The sequence below is a fragment of the Allobosea sp. TWI1241 genome (assembly GCF_039673065.1).
In the GTDB taxonomy this organism is placed as follows: Bacteria; Pseudomonadota; Alphaproteobacteria; order Rhizobiales; family Beijerinckiaceae; genus Allobosea.
Window position 1 is genome coordinate 216,214 of sequence record NZ_JBDJKW010000003.1, and the last position, 21,154, is coordinate 237,367.

Annotated in this window: 18 protein-coding genes; 2 read left to right on the top strand and 16 right to left on the bottom strand. The window is 69.8% G+C overall.

Annotation, left to right across the window (positions count from 1 at the left end; translation table 11 throughout):
* Nucleotides 1–5: 5 nt before the first annotated feature.
* The 3 genes from ABE438_RS06240 to ABE438_RS06250 all read right to left on the bottom strand — a co-directional run bounded on the left by ABE438_RS06240 (nucleotide 6) and on the right by ABE438_RS06250 (nucleotide 3,821).
* The gene (locus ABE438_RS06240) at nucleotides 6–1,370 is read right to left on the bottom strand and encodes a dihydrolipoamide acetyltransferase family protein (protein ID WP_346501673.1); all 1,365 of its coding nucleotides are present in this window, start codon (nucleotides 1,368–1,370) and stop codon (nucleotides 6–8) included.
* Nucleotides 1,370–2,386: an alpha-ketoacid dehydrogenase subunit beta gene (locus ABE438_RS06245; RefSeq protein ID WP_346501674.1), complete on the bottom strand. Its 1,017-nt coding sequence runs from the start codon at nucleotides 2,384–2,386 to the stop codon at nucleotides 1,370–1,372. Before ABE438_RS06245 ends, ABE438_RS06240 begins: the two co-directional genes overlap by 1 nt.
* A gap of 202 nt (nucleotides 2,387–2,588) precedes the next feature.
* Entirely contained in the window at nucleotides 2,589–3,821 is a 1,233-nt protein-coding gene (locus tag ABE438_RS06250; RefSeq protein WP_346501675.1) for a thiamine pyrophosphate-dependent enzyme, read from the bottom strand.
* A gap of 218 nt (nucleotides 3,822–4,039) precedes the next feature.
* On the opposite strand from ABE438_RS06250, the gene ABE438_RS06255 reads away from it, so the two are divergent.
* Entirely contained in the window at nucleotides 4,040–4,540 is a 501-nt protein-coding gene (locus ABE438_RS06255) for an Lrp/AsnC family transcriptional regulator (protein WP_346501676.1), read from the top strand.
* A 91-nt stretch (nucleotides 4,541–4,631) separates the two neighbouring features.
* Here the strand turns inward: ABE438_RS06255 and ABE438_RS06260 are convergent, their stop codons facing one another.
* The 7 genes from ABE438_RS06260 to ABE438_RS06290 form a co-directional block, all read right to left on the bottom strand.
* Nucleotides 4,632–5,876: an aminopeptidase gene (locus tag ABE438_RS06260; RefSeq protein ID WP_346501677.1), complete on the bottom strand. Its 1,245-nt coding sequence runs from the start codon at nucleotides 5,874–5,876 to the stop codon at nucleotides 4,632–4,634.
* 161 nt (nucleotides 5,877–6,037) lie between these two features.
* Nucleotides 6,038–6,835: a succinate dehydrogenase iron-sulfur subunit gene (locus ABE438_RS06265; RefSeq protein WP_346501678.1), complete on the bottom strand. Its 798-nt coding sequence runs from the start codon at nucleotides 6,833–6,835 to the stop codon at nucleotides 6,038–6,040.
* 14 nt (nucleotides 6,836–6,849) lie between these two features.
* Nucleotides 6,850–8,682 (bottom strand): succinate dehydrogenase flavoprotein subunit, encoded by a 1,833-nt coding sequence (sdhA, locus tag ABE438_RS06270; RefSeq protein WP_346501679.1) that lies wholly within the window; start codon nucleotides 8,680–8,682, stop codon nucleotides 6,850–6,852.
* A gap of 2 nt (nucleotides 8,683–8,684) precedes the next feature.
* Nucleotides 8,685–9,077, bottom strand: a complete 393-nt coding sequence (gene sdhD / locus ABE438_RS06275) for a succinate dehydrogenase, hydrophobic membrane anchor protein (RefSeq protein ID WP_346501680.1) — start codon at nucleotides 9,075–9,077, stop codon at nucleotides 8,685–8,687.
* 11 nt (nucleotides 9,078–9,088) lie between these two features.
* A complete protein-coding gene (sdhC, locus tag ABE438_RS06280; protein ID WP_346501681.1) occupies nucleotides 9,089–9,481 on the bottom strand; it encodes a succinate dehydrogenase, cytochrome b556 subunit in 393 nt (130 codons plus the stop codon).
* Between the two features lie 153 nt (nucleotides 9,482–9,634).
* The gene (locus ABE438_RS06285) at nucleotides 9,635–10,693 is read right to left on the bottom strand and encodes a MaoC family dehydratase (RefSeq protein WP_346501682.1); all 1,059 of its coding nucleotides are present in this window, start codon (nucleotides 10,691–10,693) and stop codon (nucleotides 9,635–9,637) included.
* 74 nt (nucleotides 10,694–10,767) lie between these two features.
* Nucleotides 10,768–12,477 (bottom strand): serine/threonine dehydratase, encoded by a 1,710-nt coding sequence (locus tag ABE438_RS06290; RefSeq protein ID WP_346501683.1) that lies wholly within the window; start codon nucleotides 12,475–12,477, stop codon nucleotides 10,768–10,770.
* Nucleotides 12,478–12,566: 89 nt separating this feature from the next.
* Here ABE438_RS06290 and ABE438_RS06295 point away from each other — a divergent pair, with 89 nt between their 5' ends.
* Nucleotides 12,567–13,442, top strand: a complete 876-nt coding sequence (locus tag ABE438_RS06295; RefSeq protein ID WP_346501684.1) for an HpcH/HpaI aldolase/citrate lyase family protein — start codon at nucleotides 12,567–12,569, stop codon at nucleotides 13,440–13,442.
* A 75-nt stretch (nucleotides 13,443–13,517) separates the two neighbouring features.
* Here ABE438_RS06295 and ABE438_RS06300 read toward each other — a convergent pair whose 3' ends face one another.
* The 6 genes from ABE438_RS06300 to ABE438_RS06325 form a co-directional block, all read right to left on the bottom strand.
* A complete protein-coding gene (locus ABE438_RS06300) occupies nucleotides 13,518–13,931 on the bottom strand; it encodes a F0F1 ATP synthase subunit epsilon (protein ID WP_346501685.1) in 414 nt (137 codons plus the stop codon).
* A gap of 152 nt (nucleotides 13,932–14,083) precedes the next feature.
* Nucleotides 14,084–15,562 carry a F0F1 ATP synthase subunit beta gene (atpD, locus tag ABE438_RS06305; RefSeq protein WP_346501686.1) on the bottom strand — a complete coding sequence of 493 codons (1,479 nt, stop codon included), beginning with the start codon at nucleotides 15,560–15,562 and terminating at the stop codon, nucleotides 14,084–14,086.
* A 69-nt stretch (nucleotides 15,563–15,631) separates the two neighbouring features.
* Entirely contained in the window at nucleotides 15,632–16,501 is an 870-nt protein-coding gene (locus ABE438_RS06310; protein WP_346501687.1) for a F0F1 ATP synthase subunit gamma, read from the bottom strand.
* A gap of 101 nt (nucleotides 16,502–16,602) precedes the next feature.
* Nucleotides 16,603–18,135 (bottom strand): F0F1 ATP synthase subunit alpha, encoded by a 1,533-nt coding sequence (atpA, locus tag ABE438_RS06315; RefSeq protein WP_346501688.1) that lies wholly within the window; start codon nucleotides 18,133–18,135, stop codon nucleotides 16,603–16,605.
* Nucleotides 18,135–18,707 carry a F0F1 ATP synthase subunit delta gene (locus ABE438_RS06320; protein WP_346501689.1) on the bottom strand — a complete coding sequence of 191 codons (573 nt, stop codon included), beginning with the start codon at nucleotides 18,705–18,707 and terminating at the stop codon, nucleotides 18,135–18,137. Before ABE438_RS06320 ends, atpA begins: the two co-directional genes overlap by 1 nt.
* Before the next feature lie 255 nt (nucleotides 18,708–18,962).
* Nucleotides 18,963–21,149, bottom strand: a complete 2,187-nt coding sequence (locus ABE438_RS06325) for a primosomal protein N' (protein ID WP_346501690.1) — start codon at nucleotides 21,147–21,149, stop codon at nucleotides 18,963–18,965.
* Nucleotides 21,150–21,154: the final 5 nt, after the last annotated feature.

Here is a 21,154-nt window from a genome sequence, read left to right on the forward strand (position 1 = left end):
GCCGCTCACAGGTCCACGAACAGGGTCGCGGGCGTCTCCAGCAGCTCCTTCAGGCGCTGCACGAACACCGCCGCGTCCCAGCCGTCGACGACGCGGTGGTCGAAGCTCGACGACAGGTTCATCATCTTGCGCGGCACGAAGCCGGCGCCGTCCCAGACCGGCCGCACCACCATCTTGTTGACGCCGACGATCGCGACCTCCGGATGGTTGATCACCGGCGTGGTGGCGATGCCGCCGAGCGCGCCCAGCGAGGTGATGGTGATGGTCGAGCCGCCGAGCTCCTCGCGGCTGGCACTGCCGTCGCGGGCCCGCTCGGCGAGGCGCGCCAGTTCCAGCGCACAGCCCCAGAGGTCGCGCGCCTCGGCATGGCGAACCACCGGCACGACCAGGCCGGACGGCGTCTGCGTCGCGATGCCGATATGCACGCCGGCATGCCGGTGCACGATGCCGGCCTCGTCGTCATAGAGCGCGTTGAGCGCCGGCTGCTCTGCGAGCGCCTTGACCATGGCCCGCATCAGGAAGGGCAGCAGCGTCAGCTTCGGGCGCTCGGCCGTCGGCTTCTTGTTGAGCGCGGCGCGCAGGTCCTCGAGCGCCGAGACGTCGACCTCCTCGACGATCGTGATGTGCGGGATGCGCGATTTCGACAGCGCCATCTTCTCGGCGATCCGCCGCCGCAGGCCGACGACCTTGACCTCGGTCACGCCGGTCCGGGCGACCAGCCCGCTGGCCGGAGCATCCGGGCCGCGGCGGAGGAAAGCGTCGAGATCCTCATGGGTGACGCGGCCGGCCGGGCCGGAGCCCTGGACCTGGCGCAGGTCGATGCCCGCCTCACGGGCGGCGAGCCGGACCGCGGGCGAGGCCAGCGGCTTTTCGCCGGGAGCGCGGCGCGCAGCGGGAGCGCTCGCCACCGGTGCCGCCCTGGCCGCCGCACGGGCGAGCGTTTCGACCGCGGCCGGCTTCGGCGCTGGCGAGCTCGGGTCCACCGCTGCGGGTGGCGCGCTCTTCGGCTGCGTGGTCTTGGGCGGCGCACTCTTAGGAGCGTTCTCGGCCGCGGCGGCCGCGGGAGGCTCGGAACCACCGTCCGGCTCCGATTCGCGCTTGGGCTCCGGCTCCGGCTCGCCGGCCGCACCGGCGACCTTCAGCTTCACCAGCGCCGAGCCGATCGCGACCGTGTCGCCGATCTCGGCCCCGACCCAGGTCACCTCGCCATCGACCGGCGAGGGGATCTCCACCGTCGCCTTGTCGGTCATCACCGCGGCGATCAGGTCGTCCTCGCGGACGACGTCGCCGACCTTGACGTGCCATTCGACCAGCTCGGCCTCGGCGATGCCCTCGCCGACATCCGGCAGCTTGACGATGCGCTCGGCCATCAGCGTGCCTCCGTGATCGCGCGCAGCGCCTGCCCGAGGCGGGCCGGGCCGGGGAAATAGTCCCATTCCTGCGCATGCGGATAGGGCGTGTCCCAGCCGGTGACGCGCATCACCGGCGCTTCGAGATGGTAGAAGCAGTGCTCCTGCACCAAAGCGGCCAATTCCGCGCCGAAGCCCGAGGTCAGCGTCGCCTCGTGCAGCACGATGCAGCGCCCCGTCTTGGCGACGGAAGCGGTGATCGCCTCGAGATCGAGCGGCACCAGCGTGCGCAGGTCCAGCACCTCGGCGTCGATGCCGGTATCCTCGGCCGCGGCCAACGCGACATGCACCATGGTGCCATAGGCGAGGATGGTCACCGCCTCGCCTTCGCGGCGCAGCGCCGCCTTGCCGAGCGGCAGGGTGTAGTGGCCGTCGGGCACGTCGGCGAGCGGGTGCTTCGACCAGGGTGTCACCGGCCGGTCGTGATGCCCGTCGAACGGGCCGTTATAGAGCCGCTTGGGCTCGAGGAAGATCACCGGGTCGGGATCCTCGATGGCGGCGATCAGCAGGCCCTTGGCGTCATAGGGATTGGACGGCACCACCGTCTTCAGCCCGGCGACATGGGTGAACAGGGCTTCCGGGCTCTGGCTGTGGGTCTGCCCGCCGAAGATGCCGCCGCCGGTCGGCATGCGGATCACCATCGGGCAGGTGAAGTCTCCGGCCGAGCGGTAGCGCAGCCGCGCCGCCTCCGAGACGATCTGGTCATAGGCCGGGTACATGTAGTCGGCGAACTGGATCTCGACGCAGGGGCGCAGGCCATAGGCCGCCATGCCGATCGCCGTGCCGACGATGCCGAGTTCGCTGATCGGCGCGTCGAAGCAGCGATTGACCCCGTATTTCTGCTGCAGCCCATGGGTGCAGCGGAAGACGCCGCCGAAAAAGCCGACATCTTCGCCGAAGACGACGACATTGTCGTCGCGCCCCATGGAGACGTCGAGCGCCGAACGGATCGCCTCGATCATGGTCATGCGGGGCATCAGACCGATCCTCCGACACGCAACGCCCGTCTTTCCGGGGCGCCCTGCAGGGGCGAGCCCGGAACCCGTGGCCACGAGGATGCAGGCATGACCGCGGCGCTGCGGGAGCGCGCCGGACTGGACTGGACTGGCGAGGTGTTCATGGCTTCCGGGCTCATCGCTGCGCGATGCCCCGGAAAGACGGCGTGGTTCGCGCGCATCCTCACACCCCGATCTGCTGGCGCTGGCGGCGCAGATGCGGCGGCAGCTCGGCGTAGACGTCCTCGAAGATGTCGCGGGCCGAGGGCTTGCCGCCGGAATGCAGCGTGCCGAAGCTCTCGGCCTCCTTCTGCGCCGCGATCACCGTCGCCATCACCTCGGCCTCGGCCTGCTTGTGGCGCTCCTCCGACCAGGCGTCGATCACGACGAGATGCTGCTTCAAGCGCTCGATCGGGTCGCCCAGCGGCCATTCGTCCGATTCGGTCTTCGGCCGGTAGGCGGAGGGGTCGTCGGAGGTGGAATGCGCCCCGGCGCGATAGGTGACGTATTCGACCAGCGTCGGGCCGAGATTGCGCCGGGCCCGCTCGATCGCCCATTTCGCCACGGCATAGGTGGCGAGATAATCGTTGCCGTCGACCCTGAGCGCCGGGATGCCGAAGCCGAGGCCGCGCGCCGCGAAGGTGCCGGAGCCGCCGCGCGCGATGCCCTGGAAGGTCGAGATCGCCCACTGGTTGTTGACGACGTTGAGCACGACCGGCGCCTTGTAGGTCGAGGCGAAGACCAGCGCGGCATGGAAATCCGATTCCGCCGTCGAGCCGTCGCCGACCCAGGCTGCGGCGATGCGGGTGTTGCCCTTGATCGCCGAGGCCATCGCCCAGCCCACCGCCTGCACGAACTGGGTGGTGAGATTGCCGGAGATCGAGAAGAAGCCGTTCTCCTTGGAGGAGTACATCACCGGCAGCTGCCGCCCGCGCAGCGGATCGCGGGCGTTCGAGTAGATCTGGCACATCATCTCGACGAGTGGATAGTCGTGCGCGATCAGCAGCCCCGCCTGGCGATAGGTCGGGAAGTTCATGTCCTGCGGGCCGAGCGCGATGCGGAAGGCGCAGGAGACCGCTTCCTCGCCGGTGTGCTGCATGTAGAACGAGGTCTTGCCCTGGCGCTGGGCCATCTGCATGCGCGCATCGAAGGCGCGCAGCGTCATCATGTGGCGCAGGCCCCGTGTCAGTTCCTCGGCCGAGAGCTCCGGCACCCAGGGACCGACCGCCTCGCCCTCGCGGTTGAGCACGCGGATGATCGAATAGGCCAGGTCGCGGATCTCGCGCGGCTCGACATCGACCGGCGGGCGATCGACCGTGCCGGCGCGCGGAATGACGACATGGGAGAAATCGGGCTTCTCGCCCGGCCGGCTCGGCGGCTGCGGGACGTTGAACCGCAATGGTGAGGAGGTGGTCATGTCCGCGCTCCCTAGATCCTGCCGGTCCAGCATCCCGCCATCCGGAGATGGCGGCAAGACGGCGGCCGGGCCGATCGCGGGCGCCCCTCGCGCCCTGCCGGCCTGATCCTCAGATGCTAGCGCCGCAGCGGCGCGGAATCTTGCCGTAATGGCCTTGCCTTCGGCTCATCGGCGGATGATCTTTCCGACATCAGAGGAAATGACGGACGAAACATCCGATGACCGCCAGATCCCGCCGCGCCGAGGCACTCGACGCTATCGACAAGCGCATCCTCTCCGCCCTGCACCGCGACGGGCGGCTGACGATCAACGCGCTGGCCGAGCAGGTCAGCCTCTCGCCCTCACCCTGCTGGACACGGGTGAAGCGGCTGGAGGAGAGCGGCGCGATCGAGCGCTATGTCGCGGTGCTGAACCACAAGGCGCTCGGCCTCGACAATGTCGTCTTCATCGAGATCACCCTCGACAAGCATGACGACAAGCTGCTCGATTCCTTCGGCGAGGCGCTGGCGCGGATCCCCGAAGTCGTCGAGGCCCATCTCGTCACTGGCGACTATGACTACCTGGTCAAGGCGGTGGTCAGCGGCACGGCCCATTACGAGCGCTTCCTGCGCGAGAAGATCTACCGGCTCCCGGGCCTGCGCCATTCGCGCAGCACCTTCGGGCTGCGCGCGCTCAAGCGCTCGATCTCCGTCGACCCGCTGACGATCGAGACGGACTGAGCGCTCGGCCTGTCCCCGCGCCGGCGCGCGCCCTCCCGGCCCGCGCGCGGCCGGCCGGGATCGACAAGCCGGCGCGAGAAGCGGCGTGCCCTCAGGCCCACTCGCCCTTGCGGAACACCGGGGTGCGGCTGCCGTCGGCGCCGATGCCGTCGATGTCGATCTGGCCGGAGCCGATCATCCAGTCGATATGGATCAGGCTCTTGTTGCCGCCCTGCGCCGCGATCTGCTCCGGCGTCAGCTTGGTGCCGTCGACGAAGCACTTGGCGTAGCACTGGCCGAGCGCGATGTGGCAGGAGGCGTTCTCGTCGAAGAGCGTGTTGTAGAACAGGATGCCGCTCTGCGAGATCGGCGAGGAATGCGGCACCAGCGCCACCTCGCCGAGCCGGCGCGCGCCCTCGTCGGTGTCGAGCACCTTGGCCAGCACGGCCTCGCCGCGGCTGGCCTGCGCCTCGACGATGCGTCCGCCCTCGAAGCGCACCGAAATGTCCTCGATCAGGGTGCCCTGATAGGAGAGCGGCTTGGTGCCCGCCACCCGGCCCTCGACGCGCAGCGCGTGCGGGGTGGTGAAGACCTCTTCGGTCGGGATGTTGGCGTTGCAGGTCACGCCGTTCTTGGCGGTGGCGGCGCCGCCCGCCCATTCGTGCCCGTCTGCCAGGCCGATGGTCAGGTCGGTGCCCGGGCCGCTGAAGTGCAGCGCCGCGAAGCGGTGACCGTTCAGCCAGCGCGTGCGGGTCGCCAGCGCCGCATTATGGTCGGCCCAGGCCGCGATCGGATCGTCGCGGTCGACGCGGGAGGCGGCGAAGATCGCTTCCGCCAGCCGGCCGACCGCGACCTCCTCGGCGTCGCCGGCGAAGACCTGCCGGGCCCAGGCCGCGCCCGGGAAGGCGACGATGTTCCAGTTGATGTCGAAATTCGCGATCTTTTCCAGCGCCGGCTGGTAGGCGACCGAATTCGCCTTGTTGGCGCGCGCGACCTTGGCCGGATCCTCGCCCGAGAGCAGCATCGGATTGTCGCCGACGATGGCGAGGCGGGCGGTGTTGGCGGCGAAGGCCTTGCCAATGCCGTCATAGAGCCAGCCCGGCGCCCGGTCGAAGCTGGCATCGGCGGCATGACGATAGCGCGCCAGCGTCAATTGCTCGTCGGCGAGCATCGGCGTCACCAGCCCGGCACCGGCCTTGTAGGCGTGCTCGGCGATCAGCCGGACCAGCGGCAGCGCCGCGACGGGGGCGGTCAGGAACAGGTCCTGCCCCGGCTGGAGATTGAGGCCGACCTTGACCGCGACCTGCGCAAGGCGGTCGAGCTTCACTGGGTCGATGCCGGAACCATGCGTCTTCATGCGGACCTCGCAGCCGATTCGAACAGGGCCGCATTGCCGGCCCGAAACGCGGCGAGGTCAACCGCCGCGACGACGCGGGCGACGCGACGGGAATGCCGGGCGGGACCGAAAACCCCGCCCTGCGGGCGCGCTCAGACCTGATGCGCTCAGACTTCGCGCGGTCAGACTTGGCGCGCCACCATCATCTTCTTGACCTCGGCGATCGCCTTGGCCGGGTTCAGCCCCTTCGGGCAGGCATTGGCGCAGTTCATGATCGTGTGGCAGCGATAGAGCCGGAACGGGTCCTCGAGATTGTCGAGGCGCTCGCCGGTGGCTTCGTCACGCGAATCGATCAGCCAGCGATACGCCTGCAGCAGCGCGGCCGGGCCGAGATAGCGGTCGCCGTTCCACCAGTAGCTCGGGCAGGAGGTCGAGCAGCAGGCGCACAGGATGCACTCGTAGAGGCCGTCGAGCTTCTCGCGATCCTCGCGGGCCTGCGACCATTCCTTCTCGGGCGCCGGCGTCGTCGTCTTGAGCCAGGGCTCGATCGAGGCGTGCTGCGCGTAGAAGCGGGTCAGGTCGGGGACGAGGTCCTTGACCACCGGCATATGCGGCAGCGGGTAGATCGCGACCTTGCCAGAGGAGCCCTTGGAGCCGCCGCACTCGTCGATGCCGGTGGTGCAGGCGAGCCCATTCTTCCCGTCCATGTTCATGGCGCAGGAGCCGCAGATGCCCTCGCGGCAGGAACGCCGGAAGGTCAGCGTCGGGTCGACCTTGTTCTTGATCCAGATCAGCGCGTCGAGCACCATCGGGCCGCAATCGTCGCGGTCGACATAATAGGTGTCGGTGCGCGGATTGGCGCCCGTATCCGGGTCCCAGCGATAGACCTTGAACTCGGTGACCTTCTTGGCGCCGGCCGGCTTCGGCCAGGCCTTGCCCTCGGTCAGGCGGGAGTTCTTCGGGAGATTGAATTCGGCCATCGGTCAGATCGTCCTCAATACACCCGCGCCTTGGGCTTGATGTACTCGATGTCGTTGGACAGCGTGTAGGTGTGCACCGGGCGGTCGTCGAGCGTCACCGTCCGCTTGGAATCGTCGATCCAGGCGAGCGTGTGCTTCATCCAGTCCTTGTCGTCGCGGTTCGGATAGTCCTCGCGGGCATGGGCGCCGCGGCTCTCCGGGCGCTGCAGCGCCGAGTCCATGGTGACAACGGCCTGGGTGATCAGGTTCTCGAACTCGAGCGTCTCGATCAGGTCCGAGTTCCAGATCAGCGACCGGTCGGTGGTGCCGATGTCCTCGATGCCGCCCCAGACCTCGTGGATCAGCTTGGAGCCCTCTTCCAGCGTCTCGCCGGTGCGGTAGACCGCGCAGTTGTTCTGCATGGTCCGCTGCATGCGGTCGCGCAGCACCGCGGTCGGCGTGCCGCCCTTGGCGTTGCGGTAGCGGTCGAGGCGGGTCAGCGACAGGTCGGCCGAGTTCGCCGGCAGCTCCGGCTGGCTCTCGCCGGCCTTGACCGTCTCGGCGCAGCGCAGCCCCGCGGCGCGGCCGAAGACCACGAGGTCGATCAGCGAGTTGGAGCCGAGGCGGTTGGCGCCGTGCACCGAGACGCAGGCCGCCTCGCCGATCGCCATCAGGCCGGGCACCACGGTGTCCGGGTTGCCGTCCACCTTGGTCAGCACCTCGCCGTGGAAGTTCGTCGGGATGCCGCCCATGTTGTAGTGGACCGTCGGCAGCACCGGGATCGGCTCGCGGGTCACGTCGACGCCGGCGAAGATCTTGGCGCTCTCCGAGATGCCCGGCAGGCGCTCGTGCAGGATCTTCGGATCGAGATGGTCGAGGTGCAGGTAGATGTGGTCCTTGTTCTTGCCGACGCCGCGGCCGGCCCGGATTTCCATCGTCATCGAGCGCGAGACGACGTCGCGCGAGGCGAGGTCCTTGGCCGAGGGGGCATAGCGCTCCATGAAGCGCTCGCCCTCGGAATTGGTGAGATAGCCGCCCTCGCCGCGGGCGCCCTCGGTGATCAGGCAGCCCGAGCCGTAGATGCCGGTCGGGTGGAACTGCACGAACTCCATGTCCTGCAGCGGCAGGCCGGCGCGCAGCACCATGCCGCCGCCGTCGCCGGTGCAGGTATGGGCCGAGGTGGCGGAGAAATAGGAGCGGCCATAGCCGCCGGTCGCCAGGATGGTCTGCTGCGAGCGGAAGCGGTGCAGCGTGCCGTCGTCGAGTTTCAGCGCGATCACGCCGCGGCAATGGCCCTCATCGTCCATGATGAGGTCGATCGCGAAATACTCGATGAAGAACTCGGTGTTGTAGCGCAGCGCCTGCCCGTAGAGCGTGTGCAGCATGGCGTGGCCGGTGCGGTCGGCCGCGGCGCAGGTGCGCTGGGCCGGCGGGCCCTCGCCGAACTCGGTGGTCATGCCGCCGAAGGGCCGCTGGTAGATCTTGCCGGTCTCGGTGCGCGAGAAGGGCACGCCCCAGTGCTCAAGCTCGTAGACGGCGGCCGGCGCGTTGCGCACCAGATACTCGATGGCGTCCTGGTCGCCGAGCCAGTCCGACCCCTTCACGGTGTCGAACATGTGCCACTGCCAGGTGTCCTTGCCCATATTGCCGAGCGAGGCGGCGACGCCGCCCTGAGCCGCGACGGTGTGCGAGCGCGTCGGGAACACCTTGGAGATGCAGGCGGTGCGCAGGCCGGCCTGCGAGCAGCCGACCGTGGCGCGAAGCCCCGCGCCGCCGGCGCCGACGACGACCACGTCGAAGGTGTGGTCAGTGATGGCGTAGGCCTGGCCGGTATAGGCCGGGACGGGGCGGGCGCGGGTGATCGCCATGATCAGCCTCCGAACGAGATCTTGAGCAGCGCGAAGGCGCAGGCGGCGCCGACCGCGACCGCGAAGAAGGTGTTGGCCATCACGGCCAGGACCTTGAGGCCCTCGCCATGGACGTAGTCCTCGATCACCACCTGCATGCCGAGCCGCATGTGGATGGCGCCCGAGACCACGAAGAGCAGCATCAGGATGCCGACGACCGGGCGCGACAGCGTCGCCACCGCCTCGGGATAGGGCTTGCCGATCAGCGAGATCACGACGCAGAGGAAGGCCAGCGCCAGCACGACATTGGCGACCGCGGTGACGCGCTGCAGCCAGAAATGCCCGGTTCCGGACTTGGCGGAGCCGAGGCCGCGGACTCGCGAGAGCGGGGTGCGCATCGAAGATTTCGACAGCATGGAACTCTCCCTCAGCGCGTCAGGGCCACGGCCCAGACGAGCACGGTGAGCCCGCCCGAGACCAGGACGCTGTACTTGGCGAGGTTCATGCGCGCCTGCGGCTCGAAGCCACGGCCCATGTCCCAGACGAAATGGCGCAGGCCGCCGACCATGTGGTGCAGCAGCGCGAAGGTGTAGCCGAACAGGACGAGGCGGCCGAGGAAGGAGCCGGCGATCGCCTGGGCGGTCTCGTAGGGGCCGGGACCGCTGGCGGCCGCGACCAGCCAGAGCGCGATCAGGAGCGTGCCGCAGTAAAGAGCGACGCCGGTGGCGCGATGGGCGATCGACATCGCCATGGTCCAGGACCAGCGGTAGATCTGCAGATGCGGCGAAAGCGGGCGTGCCGCCGGTTTGACCTCGGCCAAGTTTGAGACTCCCGACCTATCGACGTGATATGGAGCGATGGATCGCTTGGTATCGTTCTAGAGTGTATGGCTCTCTAACGAAACCCGCGCGCTGCTGCAATGCGGGAGGGGATAATGCGGTTACAGAATCGCATTATTGTCATTTTACCGGGCTCAGCGCGGCAGCAGCGCCCAGTAGTCGAGATCGAGCAGCACGCCCTCGGCATAGCCCTCGTCGCGGCGCAGCGGGAAGTCGGCGCAGGGCAGGTCGCGCGTCGCCACCAGCCGCAGGCGCATCGCGCCGACATCCTCGCGGCCGGGCAGCGCCTCGCGTTCCAGCACCTCGCTCCAGGCATAGACCGTATCGCCGGCGAAGAGCGGCGCGACATGGCGGCCGGCATTGATCGCCGCGACATGGAAGGCGTTGCCGAGCCCGTTGAAGGACAAAGCCCGCGCCAGGCTGATGACATGCCCGCCATAGATCAGCCGGCGGCCGAAGCGACTGCCGCGCGCCGCATGCGCGTCGAAATGCACCTTTGCGGTGTTCTGGTAGAGCCGGGTCGCAAGCTGGTGCTCGGCCTCCTCGACGGTCATGCCGTCGACATGGTCGACGCGCTCCCCCGGCTCGTAATCGCCCCAGCGGAAGAGCGAGCCGGCGAGGCTGTCGTCGTATGCCCCCGCGCTGAGCGGCGGGCAGGCGGCGCCGAGCGCCTCGGGCGCGACCGCCTTGGGCAGTTCCGGCACATGCTCGATCGCCGCGGGCGTGCCCGGCAGGCGCTTGCGCACCAGCACCCAGCGCACATAGCTCAGCACCGCCTCGCCGCGCTGGTTCACGCCGACCGAGCGGACATAGACGATGCCGGCATCGCCGCCCGACGTTTGCTTCAGCCCGATCACCTCGGAGGTCGTCGCCAGCGTGTCGCCGGGATAGACCGGCGCGAGGAAGCGCCCGTCGGCATAGCCGAGATTGGCGACGGCGTTCAGCGAGACGTCCGGCACTGTCTTGCCGAAGACGATATGAAAGACCAGCAGATCGTCCACCGGCGCTGCCGGATAGCCGAGCGACCGGGCGAAGGCGTCGGAGGACTGCACCGCGAAGCGCGGCCCGTAGAGCGCCGTATAGAGCGAGACGTCGCCGGCGGTGACGGTGCGCGGCGTGGCGTGGACGATCGTCTCGCCGAGGCGGAAATCCTCGAAGAAGCGGCCCGGGTCGGTCTTGCTCGGCTGCGGCATGGTCAGGTCCGGTTGGTTGCCCGCCGATTGTGCGCCGCGGGATGGGCCGGCGTCCAGCCTGCCCGCCGCGACGCTCAGCCGGCGAGCGCCACCAGCGCCGCAAGATCGACATTGGCGCCGCAGACCAGCACGCCGACGCGCTCGTCTGGCGCCGGCACATAGGCGCCGTCGACCAGAGCCGCGAGCGCTGCCGCCCCGCCGGGCTCGACCGCCAGCCGGCAATCGCGCCAAAGCAGGCGCTGCGCCCGCGTGATCGCCGCATCCTCGACCAGCACCACCCGCTCGACCGCCTCGCGGCAGATCGCATGAACGAGATCGCCGACATTGCGGGCGCCGAGCGAGTCGGCCGCGACCGAGGCGACCGGCACGTCGACCGCCCTTCCCGCGGCCAGCGCCGCATGCAGCGCGCGCGAGCCCTCCGGCTCGACCGCCACGACCTTGACCGGCGTGCCGGCAAACCAGGCAGCGATGCCCGAGACCAGCCCCCCGCCGCCGGCCGCGACCAGCACGGTGTCGAGCTCCGGCTCCTGCGCCTGCCATTCGCGCGCCAGCGTGCCCTGCCCGGTCACCGTCGCGAGTTCGCCGAAGGGATGGATCTTGAGCGCGCCCGTCTCCGCCACGAAGGCGTCGCAGGCGGCCTGCGCCTCGGCATATTGCGCCCCGCCGATACGCACCTCGGCGCCGAAGCGGCGGATCGCCTCGATCTTGGCCGGCGAGGCGATCTCCGGCACGAAGATCGTCGCCTTCACCCCGCGCCGGCCGGCGGCATAGGCCACCGCCGCGCCGTGATTGCCGCCGGAGGCCGCAGCGACGCCGGCCTGCGGCACGGTGCGCGACAACAGGTTGTAGAAGGCGCCGCGCGTCTTGAAGGAGCCGGCGTGCTGCAGGCACTCGAGCTTGAGCGAGACGCTGCGATCGAGGCCGAAGCTGCCGGCGCCGGGGCGCATCACCGGCGTCACCCGCACATGGCCGGCGATGAGCTCCGCCGCGCGGTCGATCTCGCTGCGGTTCAGGGGCAGGGCTGGCATCGGCGTCTCCTCGGTGGCGTCGCGGGCGGCCCGGAACGACCAGATCGCGACCGGCAGACCGTGGCTATCGCGTCCGGGCGGATCGGGGAAGGGCCGGCCGCGCCCTGCGGCGATGTGCCGGGCGACCACCAGCGCCGCCAGCGCGTCGAGCTGGTCGTCGGCGCCCGCCCCGCGCGGCGGGCGCGCCAGCAGCGTCTCGACCGGCAGCCCGGCGCCGAGCAGCAGCGAGCGCCGCTCGGCCATGCCGTCGGGATTGATCGCGCCGCGGATCTTCTTGGGATGCAGCAGCGGCGCGCCCCTGAGCGTGCGGAAGGCGAGTTCGGGATGCGTCTCGAACACCCGGTCCGCCAGCTGCGGATGCGCCCGCAGCCAGGCGTCGAGCTCGCGGATGCGCGGGAAGAGATGGAAGCCCTGCTGCGAGACCTTGCGCGGCGGCTGCGACTGCGCGGCCGCCAGCCGGCAGGCCTCGCCATAGTCGGCCGCCTCGACCGCGGCGCGGGCGGGGATCGAGAATACCGAGGACTGGCGCGCCCCGAGCAGCGGCCTGACCGCCTGCTCCGGCCCGCGCCCCGAGCCGTCGATCCGCTCCGGCAGGCCGATCGGCATGTCGACAGCGACGACGGCGAAGGATCCGAGCGCCGCCGCCAGCGCCGGCCAGTGCGGGAAGACGGACAGCTCCGGCGGCGCGTCGCTACCCAGCGTCGCGATCCCCGCGATCCAGCCGGCCCGGCACCCGTCCACCCCCGCGATCCGCATCGGCCCGTCCCCCCTGCCCCGCCCGGCATTGCATCGCCAGCCCGTCTGGTGTGCATTGCAGCACGAGAGACGGCTTCCGGAGACCGACCATGACCGATATCCGCCCGCGGCGCAGCATCCTCTACATGCCCGGCTCGAACGCCCGCGCGCTGGAAAAGGCCAGGGAGATCGCTGCCGACGCGCTGATCCTCGATCTCGAGGATGCCGTGGCGCCAGAGGCCAAGGAAGCGGCGCGCGCCCAGGTCTGCGCCGCGGTCAAGGGCGGCGGCTATGGCCGGCGCGAGCTGGTGATTCGCGTCAACGCCCCCGAGACGCCCTGGTTCGAGGCCGATCTCGCCGCCGCGGCCGAGGCGGCGCCCGACGCCATCCTGCTCCCGAAAGTGTCCTCGCCCGAGACGCTCGTCGATGTCGGCCAGCGCCTCACCGGCTTGTGGGCGGCCGAGCGCACCCGCATCTGGGCGATGATCGAGACGCCGCTCGCCATCCTCGACTGCGAGCGCATCGCGCGCGCCGCCCGCGATCCCGCCACGCGGCTCGACTGCCTGGTGCTCGGCACCAACGACCTCGCCAAGGAGACGCGCGCCCGCTTCGTGCCCGGTCGCGCCCCGATGCTGTCCTGGCTCACGACCGCTTTGCTCGCCGGGCGCGCCCATGGCGTCGACGTGATCGACGGCGTCTACAACGCGCTGAAGGACGAGGCCGGCTTACGCGCCGAATGCGAGCAGGCCCGCGATCTCGGCTTCGACGGCAAGACGCTGATCCATCCCGGCCAGGTCGCCACCGCCAATGCGGTGTTCGCCCCCGACGAGGAGGAGCTGACGCGCGCCCGCGCGATCGTCGCCGCCTTCGCCCTGCCCGAGAACGCCGGCAAGGGCGCGATCCAGCTCGACGGCCGGATGGTGGAGCTGCTGCACGCCGAGATGGCTCGCCGGACCATCGCCATCGCCGAGGCGATCGCCGGCTGAGCGGCGCCGTCAAACACGAAAGGCCGGGAGCACGCTCCCGGCCTTGTCGTTTCAGTCTGCTCGGATGCGTCCGGTTCAGGCGGCCTTGCGGCCCTCGAACACATGCTTGAACTCGCGCAGCTGCACGAGGATTTCCTGCAGGCGCTTCTTCACGGTCTCGTCGGTGGTCGCGGCCAGGCGGGTCTCGACGGCGAGGATCTCGGCGTCGAGCACGGCGGCGTCGACGTCCTCGATGAAGCGGGCCTGCTCGGCCAGGATCGTCGCCGAGACCTGGTTGATCTCGATCAGGCCGCCATTGACGAAGAATTCCTTGCCGTTGCTGTCCGAGGTCTGGACCAGAACGACACCGGCCTTCAGCGTCGCGACCAGCGGCGCATGGCCGGCCAGCACGGTCATCTCGCCCTCGACGGAGGGAACGATGACGCTGGTGGCCTCACCCGAGAACAGGATGCGTTCCGGCGAGACGAGTTCGAACTTGAAGGTGGCCATCGTAAACTCTCTCCGGGTTCGTCGGGGCCGGGCTGGGCCCGGCCGTCACGGAACCAGTTCCGTCCCGTCCGCAGCGTCCGGGGCCGAAGCCCGGGACGAAGCAGCGGGGCATCGCCCGGCCGGATCGACCGGCCCGGGCGACACTCAGGGCGTCACGCGGCCTCGGCGGCCAGGCGCTGGGCCTTCTCGATCGCCTCGTCAATGGAGCCGACCATGTAGAAGGCGGCTTCCGGCAGGTGATCGTACTTGCCCTCGACCAGGCCCTTGAAGCTCTTGATCGTGTCCTCGAGCGAGACCAGCTTGCCGGGCGAGCCGGTGAAGACCTCGGCGACGTGGAAGGGCTGCGACAGGAAGCGCTCGATCTTGCGCGCGCGGGCGACCGCCGTCTTGTCCTCTTCCGAGAGCTCGTCCATGCCCAGGATCGCGATGATGTCCTGCAGGGCCTTGTAGCGCTGGAGGATCTGCTGGACCTGGCGGGCCACCGCGTAGTGCTCCTCGCCGACGATGGCCGGCGACAGCATGCGCGAGGTCGAGTCGAGCGGGTCGACCGCCGGGTAGATGCCCTTTTCCGCGATCGAGCGCGAGAGCACGGTCGTAGCGTCGAGGTGGGCGAAGGAGGTGGCCGGGGCCGGGTCGGTCAGGTCGTCGGCGGGCACGTAGATCGCCTGCACCGAGGTGATCGAGCCCTTGGTGGTGGTGGTGATGCGCTCCTGCAGCATGCCCATGTCGGTGGCGAGCGTCGGCTGATAGCCCACCGCCGAGGGGATGCGGCCGAGCAGCGCCGACACTTCCGAACCCGCCTGGGTGAAGCGGAAGATGTTGTCGACGAAGAACAGCACGTCCTGGCCCTGGTCGCGGAAGTGCTCGGCGACGGTCAGGCCGGTCAGCGCGACGCGGGCGCGGGCGCCCGGGGGCTCGTTCATCTGGCCGTAGACCAGGGCGCACTTGGAGCCGGCGGCCGAACCACCGTTCGCCTTCGGGTCCTTGTTGACGTTCGACTCGATCATCTCGTGATAGAGATCGTTACCCTCGCGGGTACGCTCGCCGACGCCGGCGAACACCGAGTAGCCGCCATGGGCCTTCGCGACGTTGTTGATCAGCTCCATGATGAGCACGGTCTTGCCGACGCCGGCGCCGCCGAACAGGCCGATCTTGCCGCCCCTGGAGTAGGGCGCCAGCAGGTCGACGACCTTGATGCCGGTGACGAGGATCTGCGCCTCGGTCGACTGCTCGGAGTAGCTCGGGGCCGGCTGGTGGATGCCGCGGGTGGTCGGGGCGCCGATCGGGCCGAGCTCGTCCACCGGCTCGCCGATGACGTTCATGATGCGGCCGAGGCACTCGTCGCCGACCGGCACGGAGATCGGGGCGCCGGTGTCGGTCACCGCCTGGCCGCGGACCAGACCTTCGGTGGAGTCCATGGCGATGGTGCGCACGGTGTTCTCGCCGAGATGCTGGGCGACCTCGAGAACCAGGCGGTTGCCGAGGTTGTCAGTCTCGAGCGCGTTCAGGATCTCCGGCAGCTCGCCGTCGAACTGCACGTCGACGACGGCGCCGATGACCTGCGCGACGCGGCCGGTGCCGGTGTTGGCGGGCTTGTCGGCGGTCTTGGTCTTGGTTGCGGCTTTGGCCATGGTTCGAACCTCGAAAATTCGCGTTCAGCGTGTCGGAATGGCCGGCACGCCGGCCTTGAGTCTAGTCGGTTAGAGCGCTTCGGCGCCCGAGATGATCTCGATCAGTTCCTTCGTGATCATCGCCTGGCGGGAGCGGTTGTAGATCTGGGTCTGCTTCTTGATCATCTCGCCGGCATTGCGCGTGGCGGAGTCCATGGCGGACATGCGCGCGCCCTGCTCGGAGGCGGCGTTCTCGAGCAGCGCCCGCAGGACCTGGACGGTCAGGTTGCGCGGCAGCAGCGTCTCGAGGATCTCGCCCTCGTCCGGCTCGTAGTCGTAGACCGCGTCGCTGGTCGACGTCCCGGCCGGGATCTCGGCGGGAATGATGCGCTGCGCGGTCGGGATCTGGGAGATGACCGACTTGAACTTGGAGAAGAAGATCGTGGCGACGTCGAACTCGCCGGCGGCGAAGCGGGCCAGCACGTTCTGGGCGATCGCCTCGGCGTTGACGAAGCCGATCTGCTTGAACTCGCGCAGGTCGACGACCTCGATGATGTCCTTCTCGAACTGCCGCTTCAGGGCGTCGTAGCCCTTCTTGCCGACGCAGATGATCTTGACCGTCTTGCCCTCGGCCTTGAGCGCGACCGCCTTCTCGCGCGCGAGGCGCGAGATCGACGAGTTGAACGCGCCGCACAGGCCGCGCTCCGCGGTGCAGACCACCAGCAGATGCACCTTGTCGGAGCCCGTGCCGGCGATCAGGCGCGGCGCGCTGCTGCCGCTGACGCCGGACGCCAGATTGGCCAGCACCGTCTCCATGCGCTCGGCATAGGGGCGGGCCGCTTCGGCGGCGGTCTGCGCGCGGCGCAGCTTCGCGGCCGAGACCATCTGCATGGCCTTGGTGATCTTCTGCGTCGCCTTGAACGAGGCGATGCGGTTTCTGAGATCCTTAAGGGAGGGCATGCCTTGCTCTCACTCCGTCGCCCGGGTCGTCCCGGAGCATCCGCGTCTTCAACCTCGTTCCGTCAGGCCGGGCACGAGGCCCGGCCCTGGCGGAGCGCCGATCAGGCGAACGACTTGGTGAAGCCCTCGACGATCTCCTTCAGCTTCGCGGCATTCGCGTCCGAAAGATCCTTCGTCGAACCGATCTCGTTGAGGAGGTCGGCATGCTTCGTGCGGACGAGGGAGAGCAGGCCCTCCTCGAACTCGCGCACCTTGGCGACCGGCAGCGCGTCGAGATAGCCGTTCACGCCGGCATAGATCACCACGACCTGCTCTTCCATCTTCAGCGGCGAGAACTGCGCCTGCTTCAGCAGCTCGGTCAGGCGGGCGCCGCGGTTCAGCAGGCGCTGGGTCACCGCGTCGAGGTCCGAGCCGAACTGGGCGAAGGCGGCCATCTCGCGGTACTGCGCGAGCTCGCCCTTGATCTTGCCCGCGACCTTCTTGGTCGCCTTGGTCTGCGCCGAGGAGCCGACGCGCGACACCGAGAGGCCGACGTTCACAGCCGGGCGAATACCCTGGTAGAACAGGTCGGTCTCAAGGAAGATCTGGCCGTCGGTGATCGAGATCACGTTGGTCGGGATGTAGGCCGAGACGTCGTTCGCCTGGGTTTCGATGACCGGCAGCGCCGTCAGCGAGCCGAGACCGGCGGCCTCGCCCATCTTCGCCGCGCGCTCGAGCAGGCGGGAATGGAGATAGAACACGTCGCCCGGATAGGCCTCGCGGCCCGGCGGGCGGCGCAGCAGCAGCGACATCTGGCGATAGGCGACGGCCTGCTTCGACAGGTCGTCATAGATGATCACGGCGTGCATGCCGTTGTCGCGGAAGAACTCGCCCATGGCGCAGCCGGCGAAGGGCGCCAGGAACTGCATCGGGGCGGCGTCCGAGGCGGTGGCCGCCACGACGATCGAGTACTCCAGCGCGCCGCGCTCCTCGAGCACCTTCACGAACTGGGCGACGGTCGAGCGCTTCTGGCCGACGGCGACGTAGACGCAGTAGAGCTTCTGGCTCTCCGGGGCGCCTTCGCCGTTCAGCGACTTCTGGTTCAGGATCGTGTCGAGCGCCACGGCGGTCTTCCCGGTCTGGCGGTCGCCGATGATCAGCTCGCGCTGGCCGCGGCCGATCGGGATCAGGGCGTCGATCGCCTTGAGGCCGGTCGCCATCGGCTCGTGCACCGACTTGCGCGGGATGATGCCGGGCGCCTTGACGTCGACGCGGGCGCGCTGGGTGGTCTTGATCGGGCCCTTGCCATCGATCGGGTTGCCGAGCGCGTCGACGACGCGGCCGAGCAGCTCCTTGCCGACCGGCACGTCGACGATGGCGCCGGTGCGCTTGACGGTCTGGCCTTCCTTGATCTCGCGGTCGGAGCCGAAGATCACGACGCCGACATTGTCGCTCTCGAGGTTGAGCGCCATGCCGCGGACGCCGGATTCGAACTCGACCATCTCGCCGGCCTGGACCTTGTCGAGGCCGTAGACGCGGGCGATGCCGTCACCGACCGACAGGACCTGGCCGACCTCGGTGACCGACGCTTCCGAGCCGAAATTGGAGATCTGGGACTTCAGGATAGCGGAGATTTCAGCGGCGCGGATGTCCATCAGCCGACCTCTTTCATGGCGAGACGAATTGAATTGAGCTTGGTTTTCAGGGACGCGTCGACCATGCGGGACCCCATCTTCACGACGAGACCGCCGATGATGGCCGGGTCGACCTTGACCGAGACGTCGACATCCTTGCCGGCGACCTGCTTGAGGGTCGCGGCGATGTCCTTGAGCTGGGCGGCGGAGGGCTCCTCGGCCAGCGTGACCTGCGCGCTGACGATACCCTTGGCCTCGGCGACCCGGGCGCGATAGGCGCGGATCATCCCCGGCAGCGCGAACAGGCGGCGCTTGCTGGCGACGAGGCCGATGAAATTGGCGGCGAGGCCGGTGATGCCGGCCTTGGCGGTGAGCGCGGTCACGGCGGAGACCTGCTCCTGCGCCGTGAAGGCGGGGCTGCCGACGAGACGCTGCAGATCGGCGCTCTCGGCGATCATCGCATCGAAGGTCGCGAGATCAGCGGAGACGGCATCGACCGCCCCGGATTCGCTGGCAAGCTCGAACAGTGCCGTGGCATAGCGCCCGGCGACGCCCGAGACAGGGGATTGGTCCTGCGATCCGCCCTCGGCCACGCTCTCGCTCTCTTCTTTCAAGGGACCACCCCGGCCCCTTCTGACGAAGGCGGAGTGCATGATCCCGGCGCTGCGACGATCAAGCACGGGTCGGCCCTTCCAGGGCGGAGCGCGCTTGGATGCGGCGGTGCACTAACATGCGGATTTGGGGGGCGCAACCCGAGCGTAAGCCCCTCGCCATGCTTTGGATGCGGTCGAAGGAAGCAGGAGCGGCGCCTGCCTGCGCCGGGCGCTCGCGCAGCGGCAGCGCGGGCCCTAGAGAAAGCTCTGTGGATCGACGTCCACCGCCACCCTCACCGAGCCCTTGGGGCGCGGCGCCCGCGCCAGCCAGGCCCTGAGATACGCCTGGAGATTGATCTCGCGCCCGGTGCCCACGATCAGCCGCATCCGGTGGCGGCCGCGCAGGATGGCGAGCGGCGCCTCGGCCGGGCCGAGCACCGCGACGCCCGCCGGCGCCTCGGCGCAACGCGCCAGCGCCCGCGCATGCGCCTCGGCCTCCGCCTGCCCCGTCGCCGAGACGATCAGCGCCGCCAGCCGGCCGAAGGGCGGCAGGCCCGCCGCCTCGCGCGCCGCAGTCTCGGCCGCATAGAAGCGCTCGGGATCGCCCGAGATCAGCGCCTGCAGCACCGGGTGGGACGGGTCGTGCGTCTGGAGCAGGGCGCGCCCCGGCTTCTCGCCGCGCCCGGCCCGGCCGGTGACCTGCCGCAGCGCCTGGAAGGTGCGCTCGGCGGCGCGCGGATCGCCGGATGTCAGGCCGAGATCGGCATCGACCACGCCGACCAGCGTCATGCCCGGGAAATTGTGCCCCTTGGCCACGAGCTGTGTGCCGATGACGATGTCGAATTCGCCGTTCGCCACCGCCATCAGCTCGGTCTTGAGGCGCTCCGTGCCGCCGGGAAAATCGCTGGACAGGACGATGCCGCGCGCCTGTGGAAACAGCGTCGCCACCTCCTCCGCCAGCCGCTCGACGCCGGGGCCGCAGGCCGCCAGGCTCTCGGGCTTGTGGCAGGCGGGGCATTCGTGCGGCCGGCGTTCGACATGCCCGCAATGATGGCAGACCAGCGCGCGCCGGAAGCGATGGTCGACCAGCCAGGCCGAGCAGTTGGGGCACTGGAAGCGGTGGCCGCAGTCGCGGCACAGCGTCAGCGGCGCATAGCCGCGGCGGTTGAGGAAGAGCAGCGACTGCTCGCCCGCCTCGAGATTGGCCGCCACCGCCCTGGCCAGCGCCGCGGAGATCCAGCGCCCGCGCTCCGGCTTGTCGCGGCGCAAATCGACCAGGCCGAGCTGCGGCAGGCTGCGCCCGCCATAGCGCTCGGGCAGCTTGAGATGGCGGTAACGCCCGCGCTCGGCGTTGACGCGGGTCTCCAGCGAGGGTGTCGCGGAGGCCAGCACCACCGGCGCGTTCTCGATGCGCCCGCGCACGACGGCCATGTCGCGGGCGTGGTACGTGACGCCATCCTCCTGCTTGTAGGCGGATTCGTGCTCCTCATCGACGATGATCAGGCCGAGATCGGCATAGGGCAGGAACAGCGCCGAGCGCGCACCGGCCACCACCAGCGCCTCGCCGCGGGCGATCGCCGCCTGCAATCGCTCGCGCCGCCGGCCGCTCACCCCGGAATGCCACAGCCCGGGCCGCACGCCGAAGCGCGCCTCGAACCGGTCGAGGAACTGCGCCGTCAGCGCGATCTCCGGCATCAGGATCAGGCTCTGCCGGCCGAGGCGCACCGCCTCCGCCACCGCCTCGAAATAGACCTCGGTCTTGCCGGAGCCGGTGACGCCCTCCAGCAGCGCCACCTGCCAGGCGCGCTCGCGCACCATCCCGGTCAGCGCGTCGGCCACCGCGCGCTGGTCCGGCGAGAGCGCCGGCTGCTGGTGCTCGGGATCGGGCCTCGCCGCCACCGCCTCCTGCGGCAGGGCCTCGACCGAGAAGGTGCCGGCATCGATCAGCGAATCGATCACCGCCGCGCTGACCGAAGCCGCTTCAGCCAGCGCGCTCTTGCCGATCAGCAGCCCGCCCTCCGCCGCGGCGATGGCGCGGGCACGGGCCGGCGTCATGCGTGCCGGGGGCGGCCCGGCGAGCCGGATGCCAAGCTTCGGCCGCTCCGGCTTGTCCTCCGGCGGGCGGCGCAGCGCCAGCGCCAGCACTGAGCCCTTGGGCGCCAGCGTGTACCACGCCACCCAGTCGACCAGCTGGCGCAGCGCCGGGTCGAGCGGCGGCATGTCGAGCCGGGCGGCGACCGCCTTGAGATTGCCGCCGCTGCCGGCACCGGTCTCCCAGACCACGCCGGCCGTCTCGCGCGGCCCGAAGGGAACGAGAACCACGTCGCCGGGCGCGAGCGTCAGCCCCGGCGGGACCTTGTAGCTGTAGGCCTGGTCCAGCCCGAGCGGGATCAGCACCTCGACAGTGCCCCCGCCTCCCCCGTCTTGCCGCGTGCCGTCCATGGCCG

What these genes read in the sequence shown, in the direction of transcription:
- ABE438_RS06295 (WP_346501684.1), top strand. Translation starts at nt 12,567, where the DNA reads ATGACCGATATCCGCCCGCGGCGCAGCATCCTCTACATGCCCGGCTCG.
- ABE438_RS06310 (WP_346501687.1), bottom strand. Translation starts at nt 16,501, where the DNA reads ATGCCCTCCCTTAAGGATCTCAGAAACCGCATCGCCTCGTTCAAGGCG.
- atpA (WP_346501688.1), bottom strand. Translation starts at nt 18,135, where the DNA reads ATGGACATCCGCGCCGCTGAAATCTCCGCTATCCTGAAGTCCCAGATC.
- sdhA (WP_346501679.1), bottom strand. Translation starts at nt 8,682, where the DNA reads ATGGCGATCACCCGCGCCCGCCCCGTCCCGGCCTATACCGGCCAGGCC.
- ABE438_RS06255 (WP_346501676.1), top strand. Translation starts at nt 4,040, where the DNA reads ATGACCGCCAGATCCCGCCGCGCCGAGGCACTCGACGCTATCGACAAG.
- ABE438_RS06265 (WP_346501678.1), bottom strand. Translation starts at nt 6,835, where the DNA reads ATGGCCGAATTCAATCTCCCGAAGAACTCCCGCCTGACCGAGGGCAAG.
- ABE438_RS06285 (WP_346501682.1), bottom strand. Translation starts at nt 10,693, where the DNA reads ATGCCGCAGCCGAGCAAGACCGACCCGGGCCGCTTCTTCGAGGATTTC.
- ABE438_RS06250 (WP_346501675.1), bottom strand. Translation starts at nt 3,821, where the DNA reads ATGACCACCTCCTCACCATTGCGGTTCAACGTCCCGCAGCCGCCGAGC.
- ABE438_RS06325 (WP_346501690.1), bottom strand. Translation starts at nt 21,149, where the DNA reads ATGGACGGCACGCGGCAAGACGGGGGAGGCGGGGGCACTGTCGAGGTG.
- ABE438_RS06245 (WP_346501674.1), bottom strand. Translation starts at nt 2,386, where the DNA reads ATGCCCCGCATGACCATGATCGAGGCGATCCGTTCGGCGCTCGACGTC.
- ABE438_RS06290 (WP_346501683.1), bottom strand. Translation starts at nt 12,477, where the DNA reads ATGCGGATCGCGGGGGTGGACGGGTGCCGGGCCGGCTGGATCGCGGGG.
- sdhD (WP_346501680.1), bottom strand. Translation starts at nt 9,077, where the DNA reads ATGCTGTCGAAATCTTCGATGCGCACCCCGCTCTCGCGAGTCCGCGGC.
- ABE438_RS06300 (WP_346501685.1), bottom strand. Translation starts at nt 13,931, where the DNA reads ATGGCCACCTTCAAGTTCGAACTCGTCTCGCCGGAACGCATCCTGTTC.
- atpD (WP_346501686.1), bottom strand. Translation starts at nt 15,562, where the DNA reads ATGGCCAAAGCCGCAACCAAGACCAAGACCGCCGACAAGCCCGCCAAC.
- ABE438_RS06240 (WP_346501673.1), bottom strand. Translation starts at nt 1,370, where the DNA reads ATGGCCGAGCGCATCGTCAAGCTGCCGGATGTCGGCGAGGGCATCGCC.
- ABE438_RS06260 (WP_346501677.1), bottom strand. Translation starts at nt 5,876, where the DNA reads ATGAAGACGCATGGTTCCGGCATCGACCCAGTGAAGCTCGACCGCCTT.